This window comes from Rossellomorea sp. KS-H15a, assembly GCF_024195245.1.
Classification (GTDB): Bacteria; Bacillota; Bacilli; order Bacillales; family Bacillaceae_B; genus Rossellomorea; species Rossellomorea vietnamensis.
In genome coordinates this window covers 2,103,930-2,128,396 of the sequence record NZ_CP096886.1, presented here as the reverse complement: position 1 = coordinate 2,128,396, position 24,467 = coordinate 2,103,930, and the positions used below count along the sequence as shown (strand labels likewise).

The following is a 24,467-nucleotide window of genomic DNA, read 5'->3' as shown; positions in this document are numbered from 1 at the left end:
CTTTCAAGAATGTTAAGTCGTTTGTTACATCTCAGTGGTCCATTGGACAATTCGAGAACTTAATGTCTCAGCTGTTTCCTTTGGAATCCTTTCCATTAATGAATGGAGTAATTTGGATTGGATCTCTTCATCCTGATAAAAGAAAGAATACGACCATTCGATGCTAGGTACCGCAATCAAAAAGAACTCTTCTTTCTTGTTTTCATATATATATACTTTTTGTTCCAATCCTTCCAAAAAATTTTTTCTGATCTTCATTATTGTATCCCCTTTCATGAAAACGCTGTATTTGCGCATACTATTGACGATGTTGTCCGTACAACTTTCGACAAATCTTGCAATTGTAGGTTGTCAGACGTCTGAAAGAATTGTAAAATAAAAACCCGAAAGCATCAAGTTTCAATCATACTTATCGAAGAGGTGAAAGAATTGCAATATTTATGGGGTATCATGGGTATTATTGTCGTTATGGGAATTGCATTTGCATTTTCTAAGAACAAAAAGCGGGTTAATGTCAGAACAGTCCTTGGAGGACTTGCCATACAGTTATTTTTCGCTTTTATCGTGTTAAAGACGTCTTGGGGACAGGACGCCCTTAAAGGATTGACCGAAGTGGTGAATGCCATCATCAATTATTCCAACGAGGGGATCACGTTCCTATTTGGAGGACTTTACACTGAGGAATCAAACATTGCGTTCATCTTTGCATTCAATGTCCTTCCTGTTGTTATTTTCTTCTCAGCTTTAATTTCAGTTCTTTATTATCTTAAAATCATGCAATTTTTCATTAAGATTTTAGGCGGCGGTTTGTCTAAACTGTTGGGAACAAGGAAAGCGGAATCATTGTCTGCCGCAGCGAATATTTTTGTCGGACAAACAGAAGCACCATTAGTCGTAAGGCCTTTCTTAGCGAAAATGACTGAATCTGAACTTTTCGCCGTCATGACAGGAGGATTGGCATCCGTAGCCGGATCTGTCCTGGTTGGTTACTCTCTTTTAGGAGTTCCACTGGAATACTTACTTGCTGCAAGCTTCATGGCTGCGCCTGCAGGACTTGTCATGGCCAAGTTATTCGTCCCTGAAACAGACGAATCTCCAGAACCTGAAGCGTTAGAAATGGAAGCGGATTCGGAATCAGCGAATGTGATCGATGCTGCCGCCAACGGTGCAAGCGTAGGTCTGCAACTGGCTTTAAACATCGGAGCTATGCTACTTGCCTTCATCGCTCTTGTCGCCTTGATCAATGGATTACTTGGATTAGTGGGTGGATGGTTTGGATTTGACAGCCTTTCACTTCAGCTTATTCTTGGTTACGTATTTGCACCACTTGCCTTCGCAATCGGAGTACCATGGCATGAAGCGGTTACAGCAGGAAACTTCATTGGGCAGAAACTTGTCATCAATGAATTTGTTGCGTATTCAGCTTTCGCTCCGGAAATCGGGAACCTGTCCGATAAAACAGTCGCGATTATTTCCTTCGCATTATGCGGTTTCGCCAACCTTTCCTCACTTGGGATTTTACTTGGCGGACTAGGTAACCTTGCACCAAACCGCAGAGGAGATATTGCCCGCTTAGGATTAAGAGCAGTCGCTGCAGGTGCACTTGCTTCATTATTAAGTGCTGCCATTGCCGGGATGTTCATTTAATTCACCGTCTCATCAAAGAAGCCATCCACTAGCGGATGGCTTCTTTTTCTTTATGGGGTTTAGGGTGACACGGCATGAACATTGCACCATTTGCCAGGCAGGTTCTTTTTTTGCCCGCATTTTTTGCCTGATACAATCGTTCGTCCGCAAGTGAGATCAGTCTTTCAGGTTCCAGGGTTTCGGTTGATTGAGACTGACCGAAGCTCATAGAGATGGCTATTGGCTCCAAATCTTTTAACTGTCCATATAATTCCTGAAGAAACCGTTTGATGTTACGCTCCTCCATCTCGGGTAAGATAAAGATAAACTCCTCTCCGCCATACCTGAAGGCTCTCCCATTGTATGCTTTGGCATGAAAACGAAAGATTTCCCCTGACTTCCGGATGACATCATCCCCCATCAAATGACCGTACTCATCATTCACTTTTTTGAAATCATCTATATCTCCCAGCAATAGGATAAAGGATTCCTTCTCTTCCAACTTACTTCTGAATCTTTCCTGAAACGAACGATGATTAAACAAACCTGATAAATAGTCCTTATGGGCAAGGTTATGGTAGGCTTCTTTTTGGACATAATGAGACCGCTCTCTTAACATGATCAATGCCCCGAATAAACCGATGATCCATAGAAAGAACAAGTTGGACGTCAAAGTGAAATAATGGTGGAATTGAAGGATGTTGACCGTCATAAAGCCCATCACGGCATACGCTACACTGAATACAGACAGGGAGATGAGTGCCCCCTTCGTCCTCCAGTAAATCGTCGCGTGCATCACGAATAAAATGGATATCGGATAAAGGGGACTGTGTATTCCCTGTGATAAGACCATCAGCCAAATCAGTGCCAGAAAATCAAAGACGATACCTGCCTTCAGTATGAATTGAAGACTGCGCTTGTCCTCCCTCGCCCGTATCAATGCAATTTGAGTCACCAGCATATAAATGATTCCTGATACCAATAAATAAGGGAAGACCGTTTTGTTCGTTGTAATATTTTCTGAAAATGGAGGTATGTAAAAGATGAGCGTGGCAATCAGGACAAACAGCCATCTTAAAGTGGAAAACAATTTTTCTGTTTCATAGTCATTTAAATATAAGGAAAACTTCATATGCTTCATTCTCTCATCTTTTAATATGTATTATAAATTTACCAAAGATTGTGAATTCCGTCTATCCTCATCCACAAAAAAAACAGACCAAAAATTGTTGCATTGGTCTGTTCCATAGTCGGGATTATTCAGATATCCCGTATTTGAGCTTGCTTTCTTCCGCAGCAATCTCTTTATCGCTGTGGGGATATTTTGTATTCTCGATGATTTGATAATCCTCATGCCCTTTCCCTGCGAAGATGATGATATCTCCCGGTTCACTTACCTCGATGGCATGTTTAACGGCTTCAGCACGATCCCCTATGAGGGCATAATGTTCATGCTGCATGCCTTTTTCCAGATCGTTCAAGATACTGTCGTATTCTTCATACCTTGGATCATCGGTGGTCAGGATGACGTAGTCTGCGAGTGATGCTTTTTCTGCCATTGTCGGACGTTTTGTCTTATCACGATTTCCTCCTGTACCTACCAGGAAGATAATTTTATTCTCCTTGAAAGGAAGGACGGACTGAATGGCATTTTCAATCGCATCAGGTGTATGGGCGTAATCGATGTACACAGAAAGCGGTGCCTTGATGTCCACCTTTTCCATTCGCCCATTCACCGGAGGCAGGTCACGGATGATTTCCACAAGTCTTGTGATTTCCATGCCCCTTGCGTACAGACATGCCATGGCAGTCAGTACATTATAGACATTGAATTTCCCTAAGAGCTTCATCTCGACATCAAAGCTTCCTTGGGGTGAATTCAACGTGAACCTCGTCATATCATTGAAATATTCAATATCCACCGCCTTGAAGTCTGCATGAGCGTCAAGCCCGTAACTGATGACTTCATGTGGAGTCATGTAGCTGTATCGGTGGTACCATTCATCATCCGCATTCAGGATGACATACTTTGGATCTTGAAGGTCCTGCCCCAACTGGGAGAATAAGAGACCTTTCGCATATCCGTAATGCTCCATCGTCCCATGATAATCCAAGTGATCATGACTTAGGTTTGTAAATGCGACCACATCAAAGTCGATTCCCCATAATCTACCGAGTGCCAGTCCGTGAGAGGATACCTCCAGGGTGAAGTTTTCAATCTTACGGTCCAGTGCACTTTGCATCATCTGTTGATTCGTTAAATTATCGCATGTCGTATTTTCACTGGGAAGCAATTCCCCATTCAGATTAAACCCGATCGTTCCGGATAATGCAGAACTCTGACCAGCTCGTTTTAGGATGGAATGGATCAGGTTACTGACCGTGGTCTTTCCATTTGTGCCCGTCACACCGAAAACGGTAAGTTTCTGAGAAGGATAATCATAGTATTTATTCGATAATTGAGCCAAAGCTTTGAAAGTATCCTTTACTACGACTAATGCCGCCTTACTTAAATCAATATCAAGCTGCTTTTCAGCCACGATTAAGGTCGCACCTTTTTCAACGGCCATTGCAGCGAAATCATGCCCATCCACTGTATAACCTCTCGTACATACAAACATGGTGCCTTCTGTCACTTTCCTGGAATCGACGTGAATGTCCGTTATCTCATAAGGAAGTTCACCGTATACCGTTTTTAATTTAATGCTTTCTAACAGATTATATGTAATCATTCTTTTACCTCGTTTTAAGTTAATAGTGTTTTTATTTTATCTTAACATCTAAGCTTTGATAAGAGAAATACCTCCTAAAATCAAAACAAATTTTCATCACACAAATGTCACCATACCCGGTTTACATTTACCCCAAACAAAAAAAGCCTTCCATCACCTATAAGAAGATGATGGAAGGCTGCTTGTTCATTCAATGACCATCCTGGATCGAACATAATGCCAAAGCAAATTTTCCGTGTGAAGAATGGAGGATTCATGTGTGCGTTCGTATGCATGAGACGCATCAATCCCTGCCCCTATCAATCCATGGACAATATCAAACCCTGCCCGTATGGCAGCGGAGGCATCTGATCCATAGTAAGGATAAATATCCACTTTATATTCAATCCCATTCTCTTCAGCCAATGAGACTAAATGCTTGCGCAGACCATAGTGATAAGGTCCGCTTGAATCCTTCGCACAAATCGATACGGTAAACTCATCCGTGGATTGACCGTCACCGATTGCACCCATATCGACTGCCAGATATTCAATCGTTTCGTCAGGAATATTCGAATTTCCGCCATAACCGATTTCTTCATTATTTGAAATCAGAAAATGGGTCGTATAAGGAAGCGTGATTCCTTCGGATTGAATATGGCGTATTAACTGCATAAGCATCCCTACACTTGCTTTATCATCCAGGTGACGGGATTTTATGAACCCGCTTTCCGTGATTTCAGCACGGGGATCGAATGAAACGAAATCCCCAACCTCTATTCCCAACTCTCTTACATCTTTAGCATTCCGTACTTTTTCGTCGATCCGAACTTCTATATTCGTTTCGTCCCGTTTTGCTTCGCCTGCATTTTTGTAGACATGGACAGAGGTTTGATGCATGAGGATCGTTCCACTGTAGGATTTGCCTGTAGATGTTTCTATCCTGCAGTACTCCCCTTCCACCGCATTCCATCTGAATCCACCAATCATGGATAACCGTAGACGTCCATCACTTTTTATTTCCTTGACCATGGCACCTAATGCATCGACATGTGCCGTGAGCATGCGATGCCTCGATGTATCTTCACCAGGCAGGGTGATGATGAGGGCACCTTTTCGATTCCTTTTCATTTCCACCTGTAAGTCGGTGAAATATTCCTCAACAAAATTCATGATTGTATCCGTGTTTCCTGAAGGACTTGGGATTTCCACAAGTTCCTTTATCAATTGAATGGTTTTCTTCGTATCTGGATATGTATTCATTTGTCTCCCTCCCTTCCCATATTATACCGTTAACTGCAACACGACTACAAATGCTGTTTACCGAATATTCCATCGAATTCCCCTGGATTTTTTCATACCTTCCCTTTCGAACTTCTTTCGTTTCTTCTTAATGAATGGGTGAAGGAAACCACATTGATCACAGCTATACATGACCATATCCCCTCCCACTCTCTGTCCCGTAACGTTCCATTTTGCTTCTCCATACTCTTCTTTCATGTATAATTCGTTTTCTGTCAAACTAGAATGACCGCAATACAAACACCCAGTGAACAATTTTTCCACCGCCCTTTTTGTACATGCCTATGAAAAGAACGGGGATACTATGAAAGGATTTGGAAAAAAGTTTACTCATCTCCCTTTTCTGCCTGGCCTAATCACATGTTAAAAATACAGGAGTGATAACGTGAACTCATCTACATTAGAACGTTTACCTCAAGGTAAAAAACATCCCAAAGGTCTTTATCTGTTATTCTTTACAGAACTATGGGAACGGTATAGTTACTATGGAATGAGGGCGCTCCTCGTTCTGTACTTGACGACAGCCTTTGTAAGCGGTGGCTTGGGGGTCGATCCCGCAAAAGCATTGTCCATTTATGGTATTTATACCGGCAGTGTATACTTTACCCCTATATTAGGAGGATGGCTGACGGATCGATATATCGGGCTGCGGAAAGCGATCACCATTGGTGGAATCACCATGGCATGTGGGGATTTCACTATTTTCCTGACCCACTCCCAAATCGGCTTATATGCAGGACTTGCCCTCCTCGTTCTTGGGAACGGTTTTTTCAAACCGAATATTTCCACACTCGTAGGGGAGCTATACCCACGGAACGATAAACGAAAAGATGCCGCCTTTACCATTTTTTATATGGGAATCAACCTGGGAGCATTATTCGCTCCCCTCATTGCAGGTTTTCTTGCAGAGGACCTGTTCCTTACGACCATGACGGACGGAACGATGCATTATGGATTCAAATGGGCATTCCTTGCCTCTTCCATCGGAATGATCACCGGGCAGATCATCTTTAGTACGTTAAACAATAAATACCTGGGGGAAGTAGGGTTGAAACCAAATAAACTGTTGGCGGAAGAAGCCAATGAAGACAGGAATGTACCTTTGACCAAAAAGGAAAAGCAGCGTACCACTGCCATTCTCATCCTTGCATGCTTTGTCGTATTTTTCTGGGCAGGATTTGAACAGGCAGGGAGCTCTTTCACTCTTTACACAAAAAATTTCATTGATCGTGACGTGTTTGGTTATACCATTCCCGTTGCTTGGTTCCAGTCCGTCAATCCATTATTCATCGTCATCCTGGCACCGATCCTTTCAAGTGTCTGGTTACGACTTTCCCGCTCAAAAAGAGGCGATTTAAATATGACCACAAAGATGGGAATCGGAATGATCCTACTCGGTCTGGGATTCATGGTCCTCATACCTGCGGTCATGCAAACCGGTTCAGATGAACAAAACATCACAGTAAAAGCCAATCTCCTGTTCATCGTCTTTACGTATTTGCTTCATACGTTGGGGGAATTATTTCTCTCCCCTGTCGGTTTATCTCTCGTCAGTAAAGTCGCCCCTGTAAAGATCGCCTCCCTCCTGATGGGGGTTTGGATGGCTGCCATAGGGGTGGCAAGCTTACTTGCAGGTCAACTTGCTTCCCTCACTGCAACACTGGGTTATTTAGAAATATTCGCCGTCATTGGCGCTGCCGCCATCATCTTGGGATTTGTATTGCTGACCATATCCAAGAAACTCGTGATCATGATGAGGGAAGAAAATCATATATAAAAACAAGAAATCGCCCGGCACGATAGCCGGGCGATTTCTATTTCAATGTTTTCTCCGCTACACTACCGTTCAACAAGCCCCCGATCAGAAGGATTGTTGAGGATATATAAAACCAAACCACCAGCGTAATGACACTCCCCAGCTGACCGTAAAATTGGGAATAATCATTCAACTTCACATACGTTCCATACAGCCACGACACTCCCTGCCACCCGAATGTCGCAACCAATGCGCCAGGGATGACATGGAGAAGCGATATCCTTTTACTTGGAACGACCATATACAGAAAGACAAAGAGGATGAACATAAAGACAGAGCTCAATCCCCATTTGCCGATCACCCATGCCTGACTCCAATCTCCGTTAATTTTCCCTTCTGTGAATCGTGCATGCCGGACATACTCCTCGACAACCGGTACGATGAGGGAAAACGAAATGAGGATCATGAAGCCGACAGTCAATAGAAGATCATACAACAATGCGATGAAAAAAGGTTTCTTCCTTTCAATCCTATATGCCTGATTCAACGAACGGACCATCGATTGGACCGCCATCGAAGAAAGCCAGAAGGTGAAGAAAATGGAAACCGATAAGACGTCCCCTCTCTGGTCATATAGAATGCGTTCAATATTATCCTGGATGATGGCGTATGATTTATCAGGGGCAAATGGTTTGATCAAGAGCAGCACATTGGTCTCCGATATGGGCAGATAACTGATTAATGAAAACACGAAAATCAAAAATGGAAAAATGGATAACAATAAGTAATAGGCCAACTGCGCTGAATGATCGAAGAAGCGTTCCTTGAAAAATCGAGCAGTCACCGTCTTAATATGTTGTATGATCATCATGGTTTTAACTCCTACGCAGGAAAAGATACTATCATTTTCCCCTTTAAGATACGATTCAATCCACTTTGAACCGTTTTACTGAATTCATGGACCACATGGCGCATCCTCAATGACCATTTCATATTAAATGGAGGTTCTTAATAAAATACCGGCCTTAAAACCGAAGGAGGATTTACGTGTTCCCTTCAAGAAATATATATTAAAGGGGATCAATCAGTTGCATCTCTGAATCTACATAGAAGAAAGGGAGAATCTTTATGGTTAACAAGAACGATTCCATGGGGAATGAAGAAGTATATACGGATTTTATTAACAGAATGACGTATGGTGAATATTTGGGACTGGATACATTATTGGATAGTCAAAAGCGTTTATCCGGTCACCACGATGAAATGTTGTTCATCATCATTCATCAAGTAAGTGAACTATGGATGAAACTGATCCTGCATGAAACCAGGGCAAGCATCGCCTCCATTCAAAAAGGCGAACTGTCCCCTGCATTTAAAATGCTTGCCAGGGTTTCAAAGATACAATCCCAGATCATCCATGCATGGGACGTGTTATCGACCCTCACCCCATCAGAGTATATCCAATTCAGGGACAGCCTTGGTCAAGCCTCCGGGTTTCAATCCTATCAATACAGGATGATTGAATTCGCCCTGGGATATAAAACCAGCCATGTTCTAAAAATTTACAAAAAAGATCCCGAGTTATTGGCCCAGCTTACCGAAGCCTATGAGGCCCCTTCCCTTTATGATGTTTCCATCCTTGCTTTGGCGGGTGCAGGGTTGCCAATTCATGAAGATGTAAAGAATCGTGATTATACAAAACCCTACAGCGAAGACCAGTCGGTACTTGAAGCCTGGACAACCGTCTATAAAAATCCTGATCAATATTGGGACCTTTATGAGTTGGCTGAAAAATTAATCGACATTGAGGATTGGCTTCAGCAATGGCGGTTCCGCCATATGAAAACAGTCGAAAGAATCATCGGTCATAAAATGGGTACCGGTGGCTCCAGCGGTGTCGGGTATTTAAAAAAAGTGCTTGACCACCGCTTTTTCCCTGAGCTTTGGAACGTGCGCACGAACCTTTGATTCAGCTTTAACACATACTTTTTAAACGTTTTCAGAATACATGTACTATTCACATTCTTTTAGCCTATTTTTATTTATGGTAATCCTCAGGGTTGCCATAAATAAATTTACCTGATAATATGTAATAGAATTATTTTTGTTCGGAATGGAAGGATGGACAAAGTTTTTAAAGCTTTTCGCCTTGAAGTTACATGAGCAAGAATAGTAATACATTGTGTGGAGAACACACGAGGAGGTAACATTATGTTAGAAGGTACAGTAAAATGGTTTAACGCAGAAAAAGGTTTCGGATTCATCGAGCGCGAAGGTGGAGACGACGTGTTCGTACACTTCTCAGCTATTCAAGGCGAAGGATTCAAAACTTTAGAAGAAGGTCAAAAAGTTTCTTTTGAAATCGTTCAAGGAAACCGTGGAGACCAAGCAGCTAACGTAACTAAAGCATAATTTATGCTTACCGAAAGACTCTACTCAGTAGAGTCTTTTTTCTTTGCCATCCATTCACAATGTGTATACAATATTCTTAACTTGTTTTCTGGGAGGATTCTATGTATGGCAAAACACTCGTTTCATATCTCTACTGAATGGCCGGGTCTCAGGAATGATACAGGCACCTTGAGCTCTGAACATTTTCATACGAAAATTTCGATCCCACCTGAAATGGACGGTCCAGGAATCGGGACAAACCCTGATGAAATGCTCCTTGGAGCTGCAGCTACATGTTATATCATCACGCTTGCTGCTATGCTGGAAAGAAGCCATATAGAGAAAAAAGACTTAACCATGACATCTGAAGGGATTGTAGAAGTGGAAAAAGGGGTCATCACGTATAAAGAAATCATTCATCGGCCGATCCTATCACTCGGTTCTGCTGCCAGTGAAAAAGACATCGCACTTTCAAAGAAATTGATGCTGAAAGCTGAACAGTCATGTATGATCACCCGTGCCCTCAAGGGGAATGTATCGGTGAAGGTAGATCCAGAAATACATATGTAGCAAAAAAAGGGCTTCCGGACGGATGCCCTTCTTTGTTTGCTCACGATTCTGCGTGAACAAGTTTTACGAGCATGTGAGAAAGCATATGCTGTTCTTCTTTATTTCCTGCTTTCCATAATTCATATAACAGCTTCTCTTCCCTGTTTTTCGGTTCTTCATGAGCTGCAAGATAGTCCCCTACCTTCTGTGCTGCCTTTGCCTGCTGCTCTTCATTCATCCCCAGCTTATCTGCTAAGGAAACCTTGTTTCCTAAGTATTCTTTGAAATGATCAAAGTTTGAAAGAATGTCCTCTTTTTTATCATTGGACATTCGATCCATCGTACTGCTTACCTTCGACTCCATCTTTTCTTCTGTGGAATGATTTGCCATGCAACCAACCTCTCCTCTCACTAATCTACTTTGTATATTCCCAGGGCTGGAATAGTTAAACATTTCTATTCGTTATTTCGAATAGGCTTTTTCGAAAACCATGTTGTTTCGAGGGGAAAGTGCTGGTTGATTTCCGCTCCAGGTGCTCGCTTTCCGCGGGGCTGGCGGTGAGCCTCCTCGGCTACGCCTGCGGGGTCTCACCTGTCCAGCGTTTCCCGCAGGAGTCGAGCACCTTCCGCTACAATCAACTCTATATGTATGAGCTTTTAAAAAAGACAAATATATATATCTATACATTATGCTAGCCAGCATTCATAAAGTTGTCGCAAAGGAATATTAGCTTCAAATGTTAGAGAGCTTGTTCTGTCGCTTGCTTATTGTTTCTAATGAGCTCTGTCACGCTAATCTTGTACAGATGGTGAAGGGAACTGCGCAGACTCCTGCGGAAAACGGGCGTGCCGAGACCCCGGAAGCGAAGCTGAGGAGGCTCGGCCGTTCGTCCGCGGAAAGCGGAGCAGTTCCCCTCACCATCCAGCACACATATTGGTTGACAGAGCATACGTAGACACTATCTCAAAAACAAGTCTCTCTGGAAAAAGGTAGCAAAAAATTTCTCAACTCTCTCTACATTGTTTGAATCCTCCATGAATCGTGTAAACAATAAAGAGGTAAATAAGGTTAATGACTTTTAAGGAGGACGAAGGAGTATGAGTTCAAAGAAGGTAGCGATCATTACGGGAGCGAGCAGTGGGATCGGTCAGGCAACAGCAAAGGAATTGGCGTCAAAGAATATCACGGTGATGCTTGCAGCGAGACGGGAAGAACGATTGAAGGAATTGAAGGATGAAATAGAGCAAATGGGCGGAACGGCCTTTTATCAAGTCACAGACGTGACGAACGTCGAAGAAATGGAACAACTTGCAAAGAAAACGGTAGAAGAAGCCGGACGGATTGATGTATTGGTCAATAATGCAGGCCTCATGCCCCTCTCACTGATAAATAAACGAAAAATCAAAGAATGGGATCAGATGGTTGACGTCAATATTAAAGGGGTACTCTATGGGATATCCGCGGTTCTTCCTTATATGGAAGATCAGAAGTCAGGACATATCATTAACATTTCATCCGTAGCCGGACATAAAGTGATGCCTGGCAGTTCTGTCTACAGTGGAACCAAATATGCTGTTAGGGCGATTACAGAAGGCTTGAGACAGGAAATGAATGCATCACATAACATTCGTACAACGATTATTTGTCCCGGGGCAGTTGCGACAGAACTGACTGAGACCATTACAGACGAAGATATTTTAGCCGCTTTCAAGGATCGGGATATGAAGCCACTGGACAGTGAAAATATCGCCAAAGCGATTTCTTATGCCGTGGAGCAGCCTGATCATGTAGATGTCAATGAAATCATTGTACGCCCTACCCAGCAGGATATGTAAACAACAAGGAGGAAATGGATTTTATGAATACACAATTTGATAAACTTTTCATCAATGGTGAATGGCTTGATGGAAGCAGTGAAAAGACAATACCGAATCAGAATCCTTTTGATCATTCTGAAATCGGATCCATTAAAGCTGCCAGTAAAGAAGATCTCGATAAAGCGTATCAATCAGCACAGGAAGCCCAAAAATCCTGGGCAAATGAGCTTCCTCAAACCAAGAGAGCCATTATGGAAAAGGCGGTCTCTGTTGTTGAAGAAAATAAGGATTTAATCATTGAATGGCTCATCAAGGAGTCAGGCAGTACGTATATGAAAGCTGCAGGGGAAGTGACCGTCTCCATTAATAGCATGAAGGAAGCTGCAACGTATCCCTATAGGATGGAAGGGAAAATCCTGCCTTCCCAAATTCCCGGTAAGGAAAACAGGGTATACAGGGCACCACTTGGAGTCGTCGGCATCATCAGCCCATGGAATTTCCCCTTCCATCTGGCTGTCCGCTCCATTGCGACTGCTTTGGCTACCGGAAACGGGGTTGTCGTTAAGCCAGCTACACATACCCCTGTGACTGGCGGGTTATTATTTGCAAGTATATTTGAAGAAGCCGGACTTCCCAAAGGACTTCTTAATGTTGTAGTAGGAAAAGGGTCAGAAATCGGGGATGATATCGTGACCCACCCCATCCCCCGCTTGATTTCCTTTACAGGATCTACGGAAGTGGGACGCCGCATCGGGGAACTTGCAGGGAAAAATCTTAAGAAAACGGCTTTAGAGCTCGGTGGCAATAATGTCTTTATCGTACTTGATGATGCAGACCTCGATCAGGCTGTTGAATCAGCCCTTTTCGGTAAATTCTATCACCAGGGTCAAATTTGCATGAGCATCAACCGGATCATGGTTCAAAAAGGGATGTATGAAAAATTTGTGGATGCCTTCGTTTCCAGGGTAAAAGAATTACATGTTGGAGATCCCTCGGACAAAAAGACACAAATCGGTCCATTGATCGATCAAAATCAAGTAGACCGGATATTGAAAGATATTGAAAGCAGCAAGGAAATGGGGGCTGAAGTGGCCCTAGGAGGAAATGCAGAAAAGAACTTATTATATCCGACCGTTCTGACCCATGTGACAAATTCAATGCCGATTGCAAAGAATGAAATTTTCGGACCAGTGGCAGCCATCATACCATTCGATTCCGAAGAAGAAGTTGTAGGGCTAGCTAACGAACATCCTTATGGCTTAAGCGGAGCAGTCCATTCTTCATCCATTGAGAGAGCGACGAATGTGGCTCATCAAGTGGAAACCGGGATGATTCATATCAATGACGAACCGGTGAATGACGAGCCCCATATGCCATTCGGCGGTGAGAAAGATTCAGGACTCGGACGCTTCAACGGGGAATGGGCACTCGAAGAATTCACGACGGTGAAATGGGTGGCCGTTCAACATAAAAGAAGGGATTATGGTCCTTTTATTGAAAAGAGATAACAAAAAGCGAGTCATGCCGACTCGCTTTTTATTATGATTCCTTTATAGCTCATCAAATCCATTGGCATCCGATGTTTTCGTATATTGCCTCGATTTTTGTTCAAAGAAATCGGTCTTTCCCCTATCCACTTCCTGATACGCTATGATCCATTTGAGCGGATTCGTTCTGTACCCCTCGAATGGTTCGTCAAAACCTAATTGCTTCGATCTTTTATTGGCCATGAATTTAATATAATCCTCTACATCACTCATCAGAAGCCCTTCCACATGGGATCCAATGATCTCCCTCCCCCATTCCATTTCGAGGAGCGCTGCCTGTTTAAATGTTTCCATCCCGAACGTACGCAGCTCTTCCGTCTCATAAGAGGGATTTTCATTCAAAACTTCTTTAAATATCTTTTCAAACAATCCGACATGGAGCTGTTCGTCACGATTGATATAATTGATCATCGTGCTCGTTGCGACCATCTTTTGGCTTCTTGCTAAATGATAGAAAAAAGCAAATCCTGAATAGAAGAATAATCCTTCCAGGATGACATCATAAATGATTGACTTTAATAGATTCTGAACAGTCGGTGATTCCACAAATCCTTTATAGCCATTTGTGATAAATTCATTCCTTTTTAACAGAATGGGATCGTTCTTCCAAAAGTCAAACACTTCATTTTGCTCTCTTTTCGACACAATGCTCGATAACACATAGCTGTAGGAATGGTTATGTACGACTTCTTGCTGTGCCAGGATGATCATCAGGGCGTTTAGGCTCGAATCCGTCAGATAATCTGCCACTTTACCCGCATAGTCGGTTTGAACGCTGTCAAGAAGCGCCAGGAGACCTATGATCTTAAGAAAGGATTCCTGCTCGTTCTCAGGCAAAGTAGGGAACTGCTTGATATCTTTTGCCATATTGATTTCAAATGGAGTCCAGAAATTCCCTAGCATTCTTTTATATTTTGGGTAGGCCCAGGGATACCGCACATCATCCCAGTTTAATATATTGGAACTTTTCCCGTTTACGATACCCGTCGATTTATTTGGGGCCATTGAGTCAATCAGTACCCGCTGTTTCAATTCTTCCATTTTCCCTCTTCCTCCCTAGCTATGACAGCTTTCGCATTCTTCAAAATTGGATACGGACGTAGACCTTACATAATAAGTGGTTTTCAATCCGGACTTCCATGCGTCCAGGTGAAGATCCAGTAAATCTTTAGCCTTGATGTCATTACGCACATACAGATTAAATGAAATCCCCTGATCGATATGTCTCTGCCTCTTTTCGTTCTGTTCCACACTCCAATGTTGATCCACTTGATAAGCGGTCTTGTAATACCAGGTCGTTTCCGGAGACAGATCAGGAGCGGTCACTGGAATCTTGTAATCTTTCTTTTCTTCTGAATACTGGAGCCTGAATATCGGATCGATGCTCGCAGAGGACCCCGCAATGATCGAGGTTGAGGAATTGGGGGCTACCGCCATTAAGTACCCATTGCGGATCCCTTTGTCTTTAATCCCATCCTTCAATTCAATCCATCTTTCACTTGAATAGTCCCGCTTCAGAAAATATTCTCCCGTCGCCCAGTCCGAATCCTCGAAATAAGGATAGCTTCCTTTTTCTTTTGCCAGTTCATGGCTTGCGTTTATCGTGTAATAAGCAATCTCTTCATAAAGGGAATCACAATAGTCGACCGCCTGACTGCTTTCCCACTTCAATCCCTTCAGGGCAAGGAGATGATGCCATCCGAATGTCCCTAATCCGATCCCCCTGTACCGCTGATTGGTGATCTGGGCCTGCAGGACGGGAAGGTCATTTAAGTCAATCACATTATCCAGCAGTCTTACGCCTATCGCCACCACTCTCTCAAGCTCATCATCCAGGATGGTCTTGGCTAAAGAAATGGACGCGAGATTGCAAACGACATAATCTCCCGGAGACTTATATGTGACGATCTTCCCATCTTGTATCACCTCTTCTTCCATCACAGTCGCACTCATATTCTGAGCGATTTCGGTACACAGGTTACTGCAATAGATCATCCCTTTATGTGGATTGGCATTCATACGGTTAACGGTATCACGGTAAAACATATACGGAGTCCCCGTTTCGAGCTGAGAAATCATGATGCGCTTGAAGATTTCAATGGCAGGCACCACTTCCCGAGAAAGGGTGGGGTGAGCGACACATTCCCAGTACTTCTCACGAAAAGTACCAGCACCGGATGTTTCGTCATAGAAGTCTTCAAGGGAAAAGCCCATGACTCCTTTCACTTCATGAGGGTCGAATAAATACCACTCTTCCCTCTTCTCCACCTGTTCCATAAACAGATCCGGTAAGGAGACTCCCGTGAAAAGATCATGGGTCCTCTGCCTTTCGTCCCCATTGTTCAACCGCGTATCCAAAAATGGGAAGATATCTTTATGCCATACATCCAAATAAACGGCGATCGCCCCTTGGCGCTGACCCAGTTGATCGACGGATACCGCCGTATTATTCAGTTGTTTCATCCACGGTATGACCCCGGAGCTCACTCCTTTAAAGCCCTTTATATCACTTCCCCTGCTGCGGACCTTCCCTAAATAAATTCCAAGGCCCCCTCCATTCTTGCTAAGAGTGGAAACGTCAGTATTACTGTCATAAATGCTCCTTAAGTCATCCTCAACCGTATCAATGAAACAGCTGGATAGCTGGCCATGGCTTTTTCCTGCATTTGCAAAAGTAGGGGTTGCCACGGTCATATACAGATTGGATAGTGCCCAATACGCTTCTTCAATCAATGACATTCTTTTTTCCTTTTCCTCATTCATGCATAACGTCATACTGATGACCATAAATCGCTCTTGAGGAAGCTCCAGCACTTTTCCATTATGGGACTTTGTTAAATACCTCTCAGCCAGCGTAACGATCCCTATGTAAGTAAATAGTTGATCCCTGTCGAAATCCAGAATGGAACCTAAGTAATCCACTTCTTCCTTGCTATATGAATCCAGTAGTGACGGGGAATAAAGGTGAGCTTCAGTTAATTCTTTGACCATTTCATAAAATGAGCCGGATAGATTCTCTTCTGATTTCCCCCTTGAAAATGATATGCCCTCATATAAATCCTTGATGTACAAGGATGCAGCCACATAGGTCCAATCCGGTTCGAGTGCGGTGATACGTTCGATCGCTGTCAGGATCATGAAATGATGAAGCTGTTCACTGGTCCATTCCTCCTGCTGATTTGCATACATGGTGATTTTCTTATCGAAATCTGTGAAATCCAGGTTGGGAAACTGTCTGCTAAGGCTGTGGAGAATGCCTTCCACTTCTTTTTGTTTTACCATTGTGAATGTCATGATTCATTCCTCCCGTTTCTTAATGTGGGAAGGAGTCAAAAAAAGCCCATCCTTCAGGAAGGACGGGCTTTAAACAATACGGAGATATAAATAGACCTGACGCCTATTGTAATCCTCGCTTTATCCTCCCAATTCCCGAAGAAGATAACACGTGTTAAATAAGGCAGGTCTCCTGACTCGCGCTTCACCCTACTCTAAGGCCTTCCCATCGATACGACAGTGGCAGTTCCTTATTTCGTCAGCACATACAGTTGCGGGGACAGCTCCGGATTCTCACCGGATTCCCTTTTAAGTCTCATCAGACACCTTATTTACAGGTTATAATCAATATATAGTTATTAAAATAAAAACAGACACCAAATGTTGTGTCCTTAACTATCATATATGATTCAAAATAGATTTACAAGTAATCTTTTCATTTTTATTTTTGCTCTCTCCGCAGAGATTGGTGTAAATTATTCAATTACTAAGTTCTGTAGCTCTGTCAACGAGGATGAGCTTTAGGGTGAGGGGAACTGCTTCGCTTTCCACGGACGTTCGGTCGAGCCTCCTCAGCACAGTTCGCTTCCGGGGTCTCGACACGCCCGTTTTTCCGTAGGAGTCTACGCAGTTCCCCTCACCCTCTATTTAAGCTATTGGAGACTGAGCTCAAAGATTTTCGAAACCCTACGTACAATAAATAGCATATATTTCTCTTATTAATCAGTGGTTTTCGCTTTTGAATGGATTTGAAGGGGTATACAATTATTACAAAAGGTTAAAAGACCATCTTAATGTATTGATTGGAGCGGAAGGTGCTCGACTCCGACGGGAATAGCGGGAAAGCTTGAAAAGCGGAGGTGGCTTGCTCAGCCCCGACAAGCATAAGATGAATGGGCTAAGAAGGCGTCCTTGTGACTTCTTGGACCATTTAGCTTATGACCTCGAGGGGCTAGCCACCGTAGCTGGATCTTGAGACCCCGCAGGGCAAAAGCCCGAGGAGGCTCAACTCACGCCCCGCGGAAAGCGAGCACCTGCAGCGGAAATCAACTACTACTCGCTAATTCAAATTTTCGAAACCTTATCTAAAATTAGTCTGGATTATGCTTATAATTATTATTTTCCCTGAAAAGGAAAGAAGATGATGGAATAGTGCTTCCAAACGGACAGTAGTCCGTCTACGTTTACATATATGTGGGTTGAGGGATATGAAGACCATCTCTATAATCCAAATAGAAGGTTGTTTGACAGTATTCTTTGGTCCCCAATATTTTTGATAGGTTGTTTAAATGGAGAAAGACTCGATTTAAACAACCTCTTTTTTTGAACGTATCTATGTAATATTCCTCCTGCTTTATCACTTTAGTAGTAATTGTATTCCCTATATATCAATGTACGGAAGGAGAATATGCTTTATACTCTGTGTTTCATCCAGATTACAATCAATATATTTTAACCTAAATACTTTCTTTTTGCAGGTTTTTCATTTACAATGCCCATTAAGTGATTTTTTTTAGAATCACACCTTAGTTCTGAAAGGAGTCTATTATGAAGAAACTATTAACGACTTTACTAGTAGGATTATTAACAATTGGATTAGCCGCTTGCGGTTCGAATGAGGAGAGCCAAAAAGCTGACGATAAACCAAAAACAGAGGCTTCTGACAAAAAGGCTCAAGAAGAGCAAGCGAAAAAGATGGAAGAAATGCAAAAGAAAATGGATGAACAAAAGGTGGAAAAAGATAAGATCGTCGCCATCGTCAACGACGAAAAAATCAAAGGTGAAGATTTCAACAATGTGTTGACTCAATCACAGATGCAGTATCAACAAATGGGACAGGACCCGACAAGTAAAGATGCTGTTAAAAAAATCAAAGATCAAACCATCGACAGCATAGTCGGTCAAACACTCCTTATGCAACAGGCCGAGGAAAAAGGCTATAAAGCGACGGATGATGAAATCAATAAGCAACTCGACGAAGTGAAAAAGCAATATAAAGATGAAAAGCAATTCGAAGATGCCATGAAGAAAGCCGGATTTACCATGGATGAGCTGAAAACTCAGATTGCTGAAAATATTAAGTACACCAACTACGTTGAAAAAGAAATCAAAGTCGACGAAGTAACAGAAGATGAAATGAAGAAGTTTTATGATCAATATGCAAGTCAACAAGGACAGGACCAAGCAAAGGATGCTCCGAAGTTTGAAGATGTAAAACCACAGATCAAGACTCAGCTGGAACAACAGAAGAAGCAAGAAAAGCTTGTTCAACATGTTGAAGATTTAAAGAAAAACGCTAAAATTGATGTGAAAATCTAACACAAGTCAGAAAGCCGCCTTCTTATGGCGGCTTTCTTTTTTTCTATCTTCCATAGGAGGTTTTTCTCCCTGTGCCGGGGGTATGGTATAAGAACCTATCATTTAAAGGAGGATGTACATCATGACCAAAAGAACGAATCAAAATCCGGAAAATGCCGAGCAGGATCAGGAAAGTATCCTTGATCAGCATGAAAGTGAACAAAATGTCGATCCCATCCCTATCGACGAACTAAAAAAGGACCAGCGTGACGAAAAGAAAAAACACGATACCAAAGACGAATAAATAAACCGCCCTGTGGATGACCCACAGGGCGGTTCTATATTATTCAGCTAACCAATCTGTATGGAAAGTACCTTCTTTGTCTATACGCTGATACGTATGGGCTCCGAAATAGTCCCGTTGTGCTTGCAGCAGATTCGCCGGCAGTGACTCAGAACGATAGCTGTCATAGTAAGCTAATGCACTGGCGAGACCCGGTACAGGAATGCCCAGCTTGATGGCTGTTGCCACTACTTCCCTTGCTTCATCCTGATAATTTTCAACAATCTCTTTAAAATATGGATCAAGGAGCAGATTCGTTAAGCCTGGATCACGATCATAGGCATTCTTGATTTCTCCCAGGAAGCCGGCACGGATGATGCAACCGCCTCTGAAGATCATGGAAATTTCACCCGGTTTAAGATCCCAGTTGTACTCATCCGAAGCCGATTGAAGCTGTGCGAATCCTTGTGCATAAGAACAGATCTTGCTCAAGTACAACGCCTTGCGGATCATTTCGATAAATTCCTGTTTATTACCTGTAAACTCTTTATTTTTAGGTCCTCTCAGGATCTTGCTCGCCTTCACACGCTCTTCCTTCATGGCTGAAATAAAACGGGCAAATACGGATTCAGTGATGATCGATAACGGCACTCCTAATTCAAGGGAACTGATGCTCGTCCATTTTCCTGTCCCTTTTTGACCGGCAGTATCTAAAATGACATCTACAAGGGGCTTGCCTGTTTCTTCATCCACTTTCGTGAAGATATCGGCTGTAATTTCAATCAGATAGCTGTCAAGCTCCCCGGCGTTCCATTCTTTGAATATTTCATGAAGTTCTGTTGCACTTAACCCCAGTACATTCTTCATTAAGTAATACGCTTCACAAATGAGTTGCATATCACTGTATTCTATTCCGTTATGAACCATTTTCACGTAATGGCCGGATCCGTCCGGGCCGATATATGTACTGCATGCATCTCCTTTTACCTTTGCAGCGATGGCTGTGAGGAAAGGCTCGACTAAATCGTACGCTTCTTTCTGGCCGCTTGGCATAATGGCAGGTCCGTATAACGCACCCTCTTCTCCGCCGGAAACTCCTGCACCGATGAAATTGATTCCCTTCTCATCCAGGGCCTTATTACGGCGGATGGTATCTTCAAAGTAGGTGTTCCCACCGTCAATGAGGATATCCCCTTTATCCAGATGAGGAAGCAATGAATCGATCGCTTTGTCCGTAATATTCCCGGCAGGTACCATGATGAGAATTTTACGCGGTACTTCCAGTGATTGAACAAATTCACTTACATCATGTGTTCCAACCAATTTCTTTCCTTGATGCTCGTCCAGTACTTCTTTTACCTTTTCATCCGACACATCATATATAGAAACTGAATAGCCCCTGCTTTCAAAGTTTAAGGCTAGGCTCTTTCCCATCACTCCGACGCCGACTACTCCTATTTGTTGTTTTGTCATTACGATCATTCCTTTCAAGTACGATTATATAGATTACTTCACCGTTATTATTATAATACGAAATAAATTTCCGTGGTGGATTTTTATGAAATAATATTTTTTTATTTCGTAAAATAGGTTAAAATTATTTTCACAGAAGTCTTATAGGAGGTATTCTACCATCATGGATGAGCAGGCTCAACATTGTTTTCCACGAATCCGGTCCCATTACTCTCAGTTCAGTGAAAAAGAAAAGATGATTGCTGATTTTATTATTGCTAATCCTGAAAAAATTATCCATTCAACCATCAGTGGCGTGGCAGAAGATCTCGGAATTGCAGATGCCACCGTCTTCCGCTTCTGCAAACGATTAGGCTTCAAAGGCTACCAGGCGATGAAGATTTCACTGGCTTCTGATCTTGTGGCACCGATCAAGGATATCCATGAAACCATCCAGGAAGAGGATACTGAAGGGGTCATCGCCCAGAAGGTGTTCCGGTCCAATATGAGGAGCCTTGAAGACTCATTGCGCATCATGAAAGAAGACACGTTCCGGCAAGCCGTTGAAGCGATGATTTGTGCAAGGAGGATCGAATTTTATGGTACAGGCGGTTCAGGATTCATTGCCATGGATGCCCATCATAAGTTTCTCCGAACCGGTATGACCACTAACGCTTATAATGACTCCCACATGCAGCTGATATCCGCTTCTCAACTGACAGAAGAAGATGTGATTGTGTTTATTTCCCATTCAGGGGCCAATAAAGATCTATTGGAAGTACTGGAGGTTGCGAAGAAAAATCATGTCACCACGATCGGCATCACTCATTTTGCTAAGTCTCCCTTGAGCAGCAGGATCGATATTCCGTTATTCACCGTCTCACAGGAAACTGAATACCGCGGGGAAGCCCTTGCGTCAAGAATCAGTCAGCTGAGCATTGTAGATGCCCTTTATGTGAACATCATGAAAAAACGGAAGGACCTATCCAAAACCTCCCTGCAAAAAATACGCGATGCCATTTCCATTAAAAAAGTATAATCATTGAGAGGGACGGACCTTTAAAGGTCCGTCCCTCTCAATGATTATACTTCCAATCTCTCGATGATTGTGGCATTGGCCATACCGTGTCCTTCACACATGGTTTGCAGTCCGTATCTTCCTCCCGTGCGTTCAAGCTCATGCATCATGCTCACCATGATTCTTGCTCCACTGGCCCCTAATGGATGGCCGAGGGCGATTGCCCCTCCGTTCGGATTTAACTTGGATGGATCCGCATCGATCTCCTTCAACCATGCAAGTGCCACTGGGGCAAATGCTTCGTTCACTTCAAATATGTCGATATCTTCGACAGACAGCCCCGCTTTTTGCAGGGCTTTCCTGGTTGCAGGGATGGGCCCCGTTAACATCAGGGTCGGATCAGATCCCACCACTACACGGGTATGAATCTTAAAACGTGCTTTCAATCCCAATTCGTCGGCTTTTTCCCTCGACATAAGAAGAAGGGCTGCAGCGCCATCACTGATTTGACTGGCATTCCCAGCATGAATGACGCCATCTTCTTTGAATGCAGGTTTTAATTTCCCAAGTATTTCGAGTGACGTTTCTTTTCTTGGTCCTTCATCTTTTGTGAATAAGAATGGATTTCCGTCTTCCCCTTGTACTTTCACACCATAAATTTCACGATCGAAGCGTCCTTCTTCCTGGGACTTTAAAGCTTTCTGATGACTATCATAGGAGAACCGGTCTAATTCTTTACGGGTAAAACCATATTTTTCAGCAATTCGTTCAGCTGATAACCCCTGATGAATGATTTCATGTTTTCCCGTTAACTTTTCACTAAAATCTGCACCTTGATAATTAGATCCGATCGGCGTTCTGGTCATGTTCTCCACCCCACCTGCAATGACGACATCCATATCCCCGGAGAGGATGGCTTGTGATGCAAAATGCACGGCCTGCTGACTCGATCCACATTGACGGTCAATGGTTGTGCCGGGCACTTCAATCGGAAAATCCGCTATTAGGGCAGCCACCCTGGCAATATCTCCTGCCTGTTCTCCAGACTGAGTGACACATCCAAGAATGACATCGTCGATACAACCCGGATCAACACCCGACTTCTCTACCAATCCTTTAAGTATCTCTCCTGCCAAATCGTCAGGTCTCATCCCCATCAACGATCCCTTTCTTCTTCCAACCGCAGAACGGATCCCTTCAACAATGACAACTTCTCTCATCCCACTCTCCCTTTCTATAACCCCAGATTCTTCGCAATGATCACTTTCATGATTTCATTTGTACCGGCATAAATGCTTGCAACCGGTATATCCCGATATCGTCTGGCGATCGGATATTCTTCCATATAGCCATATCCACCGTGAAGCTGCATGCATTCTGTGGCAATGTGACGGGCCATTTCTGTCAGCTTATACTTGGCCATGGATACCTTTGTCACTACGTCCTTTCCATGCATATGCTCGGCTATCAACCCATCCAAAAAAGCTCTGCCCATTTCAATATCAGTGGCCATTTCTGCCAACTTGAATTGGGTATTCTGAAATTGACTGACGGGCCTTCCAAAGGCTTGACGGCTCTTCACGTATTCCATCGTAAGGGAAAACATTTCTTCCGAAGCCGTTTGGGCTGCAATCGCCACAATAAGACGTTCCTGCTGCAGCTTATTCATCAAATAGTGAAAGCCACTGCCTTCCTCTCCGATCAGGTTTTCTTTCGGTACCTTACAATCTTCAAAAATGAGTTCGGCTGTATCCTGACAGTGTAATCCGATCTTATCAAGCTTCCGCCCCCTGGAAAACCCTGGAGTATCCCTTTCAATCGCCAACAGGCTGACACCTTTATAAGGCGGTTTACTGTGGAGATCCGTTTTAACCGCAACAATCACCAGATCTCCATGAATACCATTTGTGATAAAAGTCTTTTGCCCGTTCACAATATAATGGTCCCCGTCTGACTCAGCTGTCGTTTTGATGGCGGCTAAATCAGAACCTGTCCCCGGCTCTGTCATGGCAATGGCTGTGATCATCTTTCCACTCGCACATAAAGGAAGCCACTTCTTTTTCTGTTGTATTGTCCCGTACTCTGAGATATAAGGAACGACGATATCATTATGAAGCCCTATTCCAATCAAACCGGAACCCACTCTTTCCAATTCTTCATTAATGATGACCGAAAAGCCCCAATCGACCCCGCTTCCCCCATATTCCTCTTCAATGTCCGGGCAAAGAAACCCTTGCTCCCCCATCTTCTCCCAGAAAGATCTCGGAACCATCCGATTATTCTCCCACTCCTCATAAAAAGGATAAGCTTCCTTTTGTAGAAACTTCCTCAGAGCCAGACGAAATATACTGTGTTCTTCGGTTAAATAAGGATGTTTCATACGTTTCTCCCTCATTTCGTATTGGTGTCTAAAGGATAGCGCTTTCATTTATAAATGAATGAA

General features: G+C 43.2%; 22 protein-coding genes and 1 riboswitch. Of the genes, 10 read left to right on the top strand and 12 right to left on the bottom strand.

The annotated features are described in order from the left end of the window. Positions 1–24 precede the first annotated feature (24 nt). A complete protein-coding gene (locus M1J35_RS10945; protein ID WP_254653623.1) occupies positions 25–258 on the bottom strand; it encodes a YueH family protein in 234 nt (77 codons plus the stop codon). Between the two features lie 171 nt (positions 259–429). Between M1J35_RS10945 and M1J35_RS10940 the strand changes: the two genes are divergently transcribed. Next, positions 430–1,647, top strand: a complete 1,218-nt coding sequence (locus M1J35_RS10940; protein ID WP_034763586.1) for a NupC/NupG family nucleoside CNT transporter — start codon at positions 430–432, stop codon at positions 1,645–1,647. Between the two features lie 28 nt (positions 1,648–1,675). On the opposite strand, the gene M1J35_RS10935 is transcribed toward M1J35_RS10940, so the two are convergent. The 4 genes from M1J35_RS10935 to M1J35_RS10920 all read right to left on the bottom strand — a co-directional run bounded on the left by M1J35_RS10935 (position 1,676) and on the right by M1J35_RS10920 (position 5,858). After that, on the bottom strand, positions 1,676–2,758 hold the full coding sequence (locus tag M1J35_RS10935; RefSeq protein ID WP_254653622.1) for a GGDEF domain-containing protein: 1,083 nt from the start codon (positions 2,756–2,758) through the stop codon (positions 1,676–1,678). 124 nt (positions 2,759–2,882) lie between these two features. Further along, complete coding sequence (locus M1J35_RS10930) at positions 2,883–4,358, bottom strand: UDP-N-acetylmuramoyl-L-alanyl-D-glutamate--2,6-diaminopimelate ligase (protein ID WP_254653621.1); 1,476 nt, start codon at positions 4,356–4,358, stop codon at positions 2,883–2,885. A gap of 186 nt (positions 4,359–4,544) precedes the next feature. Next, positions 4,545–5,600 carry a M42 family metallopeptidase gene (locus M1J35_RS10925; RefSeq protein WP_224520414.1) on the bottom strand — a complete coding sequence of 352 codons (1,056 nt, stop codon included), beginning with the start codon at positions 5,598–5,600 and terminating at the stop codon, positions 4,545–4,547. A 57-nt stretch (positions 5,601–5,657) separates the two neighbouring features. Continuing rightward, entirely contained in the window at positions 5,658–5,858 is a 201-nt protein-coding gene (locus M1J35_RS10920) for a hypothetical protein (RefSeq protein WP_254653620.1), read from the bottom strand. Between the two features lie 166 nt (positions 5,859–6,024). Here M1J35_RS10920 and M1J35_RS10915 point away from each other — a divergent pair, with 166 nt between their 5' ends. Further along, positions 6,025–7,416, top strand: coding sequence for a peptide MFS transporter (locus tag M1J35_RS10915; protein ID WP_224520415.1), 1,392 nt, complete (start codon positions 6,025–6,027; stop codon positions 7,414–7,416). A 37-nt stretch (positions 7,417–7,453) separates the two neighbouring features. Here M1J35_RS10915 and M1J35_RS10910 read toward each other — a convergent pair whose 3' ends face one another. Next, on the bottom strand, positions 7,454–8,266 hold the full coding sequence (locus M1J35_RS10910; RefSeq protein WP_244886951.1) for a YihY/virulence factor BrkB family protein: 813 nt from the start codon (positions 8,264–8,266) through the stop codon (positions 7,454–7,456). A 257-nt stretch (positions 8,267–8,523) separates the two neighbouring features. On the opposite strand from M1J35_RS10910, the gene kynA reads away from it, so the two are divergent. From kynA to M1J35_RS10895, 3 genes are all read left to right on the top strand, one after another. After that, positions 8,524–9,363 (top strand): tryptophan 2,3-dioxygenase, encoded by an 840-nt coding sequence (gene kynA / locus M1J35_RS10905; RefSeq protein WP_224520417.1) that lies wholly within the window; start codon positions 8,524–8,526, stop codon positions 9,361–9,363. A gap of 243 nt (positions 9,364–9,606) precedes the next feature. Further along, positions 9,607–9,807, top strand: a complete 201-nt coding sequence (locus M1J35_RS10900) for a cold-shock protein (protein WP_034763568.1) — start codon at positions 9,607–9,609, stop codon at positions 9,805–9,807. Positions 9,808–9,912: 105 nt separating this feature from the next. Beyond that, positions 9,913–10,356, top strand: a complete 444-nt coding sequence (locus M1J35_RS10895; RefSeq protein WP_034763564.1) for an SACOL1771 family peroxiredoxin — start codon at positions 9,913–9,915, stop codon at positions 10,354–10,356. A gap of 40 nt (positions 10,357–10,396) precedes the next feature. Here the strand turns inward: M1J35_RS10895 and M1J35_RS10890 are convergent, their stop codons facing one another. After that, entirely contained in the window at positions 10,397–10,699 is a 303-nt protein-coding gene (locus M1J35_RS10890; RefSeq protein ID WP_371928756.1) for a DUF3243 domain-containing protein, read from the bottom strand. Between the two features lie 734 nt (positions 10,700–11,433). On the opposite strand from M1J35_RS10890, the gene M1J35_RS10885 reads away from it, so the two are divergent. Next, the gene (locus M1J35_RS10885; protein ID WP_254653619.1) at positions 11,434–12,171 is read left to right on the top strand and encodes an SDR family oxidoreductase; all 738 of its coding nucleotides are present in this window, start codon (positions 11,434–11,436) and stop codon (positions 12,169–12,171) included. A 23-nt stretch (positions 12,172–12,194) separates the two neighbouring features. Then, positions 12,195–13,661 carry an aldehyde dehydrogenase family protein gene (locus M1J35_RS10880; protein ID WP_254653618.1) on the top strand — a complete coding sequence of 489 codons (1,467 nt, stop codon included), beginning with the start codon at positions 12,195–12,197 and terminating at the stop codon, positions 13,659–13,661. A gap of 42 nt (positions 13,662–13,703) precedes the next feature. Here M1J35_RS10880 and M1J35_RS10875 read toward each other — a convergent pair whose 3' ends face one another. Both M1J35_RS10875 and M1J35_RS10870 read right to left on the bottom strand, forming a co-directional pair. Beyond that, positions 13,704–14,741 carry a ribonucleotide-diphosphate reductase subunit beta gene (locus M1J35_RS10875; protein WP_254653617.1) on the bottom strand — a complete coding sequence of 346 codons (1,038 nt, stop codon included), beginning with the start codon at positions 14,739–14,741 and terminating at the stop codon, positions 13,704–13,706. 15 nt (positions 14,742–14,756) lie between these two features. Then, the gene (locus M1J35_RS10870; protein ID WP_254653616.1) at positions 14,757–16,994 is read right to left on the bottom strand and encodes a ribonucleoside-diphosphate reductase subunit alpha; all 2,238 of its coding nucleotides are present in this window, start codon (positions 16,992–16,994) and stop codon (positions 14,757–14,759) included. A gap of 144 nt (positions 16,995–17,138) precedes the next feature. Continuing rightward, a riboswitch (cobalamin riboswitch) is annotated at positions 17,139–17,319 on the bottom strand. 1,202 nt (positions 17,320–18,521) lie between these two features. Here M1J35_RS10870 and M1J35_RS10865 point away from each other — a divergent pair. Together M1J35_RS10865 and M1J35_RS10860 are read left to right on the top strand one after the other, a co-directional pair. Further along, positions 18,522–19,292 carry a SurA N-terminal domain-containing protein gene (locus M1J35_RS10865; protein ID WP_224520422.1) on the top strand — a complete coding sequence of 257 codons (771 nt, stop codon included), beginning with the start codon at positions 18,522–18,524 and terminating at the stop codon, positions 19,290–19,292. A gap of 121 nt (positions 19,293–19,413) precedes the next feature. Further along, positions 19,414–19,575: a hypothetical protein gene (locus M1J35_RS10860; RefSeq protein WP_167562134.1), complete on the top strand. Its 162-nt coding sequence runs from the start codon at positions 19,414–19,416 to the stop codon at positions 19,573–19,575. 39 nt (positions 19,576–19,614) lie between these two features. Here the strand turns inward: M1J35_RS10860 and gndA are convergent, their stop codons facing one another. Beyond that, a complete protein-coding gene (gene gndA, locus M1J35_RS10855) occupies positions 19,615–21,027 on the bottom strand; it encodes an NADP-dependent phosphogluconate dehydrogenase (RefSeq protein ID WP_254653615.1) in 1,413 nt (470 codons plus the stop codon). Positions 21,028–21,190: 163 nt separating this feature from the next. Here gndA and M1J35_RS10850 point away from each other — a divergent pair, with 163 nt between their 5' ends. Further along, complete coding sequence (locus M1J35_RS10850; protein ID WP_224520424.1) at positions 21,191–22,045, top strand: MurR/RpiR family transcriptional regulator; 855 nt, start codon at positions 21,191–21,193, stop codon at positions 22,043–22,045. 44 nt (positions 22,046–22,089) lie between these two features. Here M1J35_RS10850 and M1J35_RS10845 read toward each other — a convergent pair whose 3' ends face one another. Together M1J35_RS10845 and M1J35_RS10840 are read right to left on the bottom strand one after the other, a co-directional pair. Beyond that, positions 22,090–23,244: a thiolase family protein gene (locus M1J35_RS10845; RefSeq protein WP_254653614.1), complete on the bottom strand. Its 1,155-nt coding sequence runs from the start codon at positions 23,242–23,244 to the stop codon at positions 22,090–22,092. Positions 23,245–23,258: 14 nt separating this feature from the next. Beyond that, a complete protein-coding gene (locus tag M1J35_RS10840; protein ID WP_224520426.1) occupies positions 23,259–24,404 on the bottom strand; it encodes an acyl-CoA dehydrogenase family protein in 1,146 nt (381 codons plus the stop codon). Positions 24,405–24,467 lie beyond the last annotated feature (63 nt).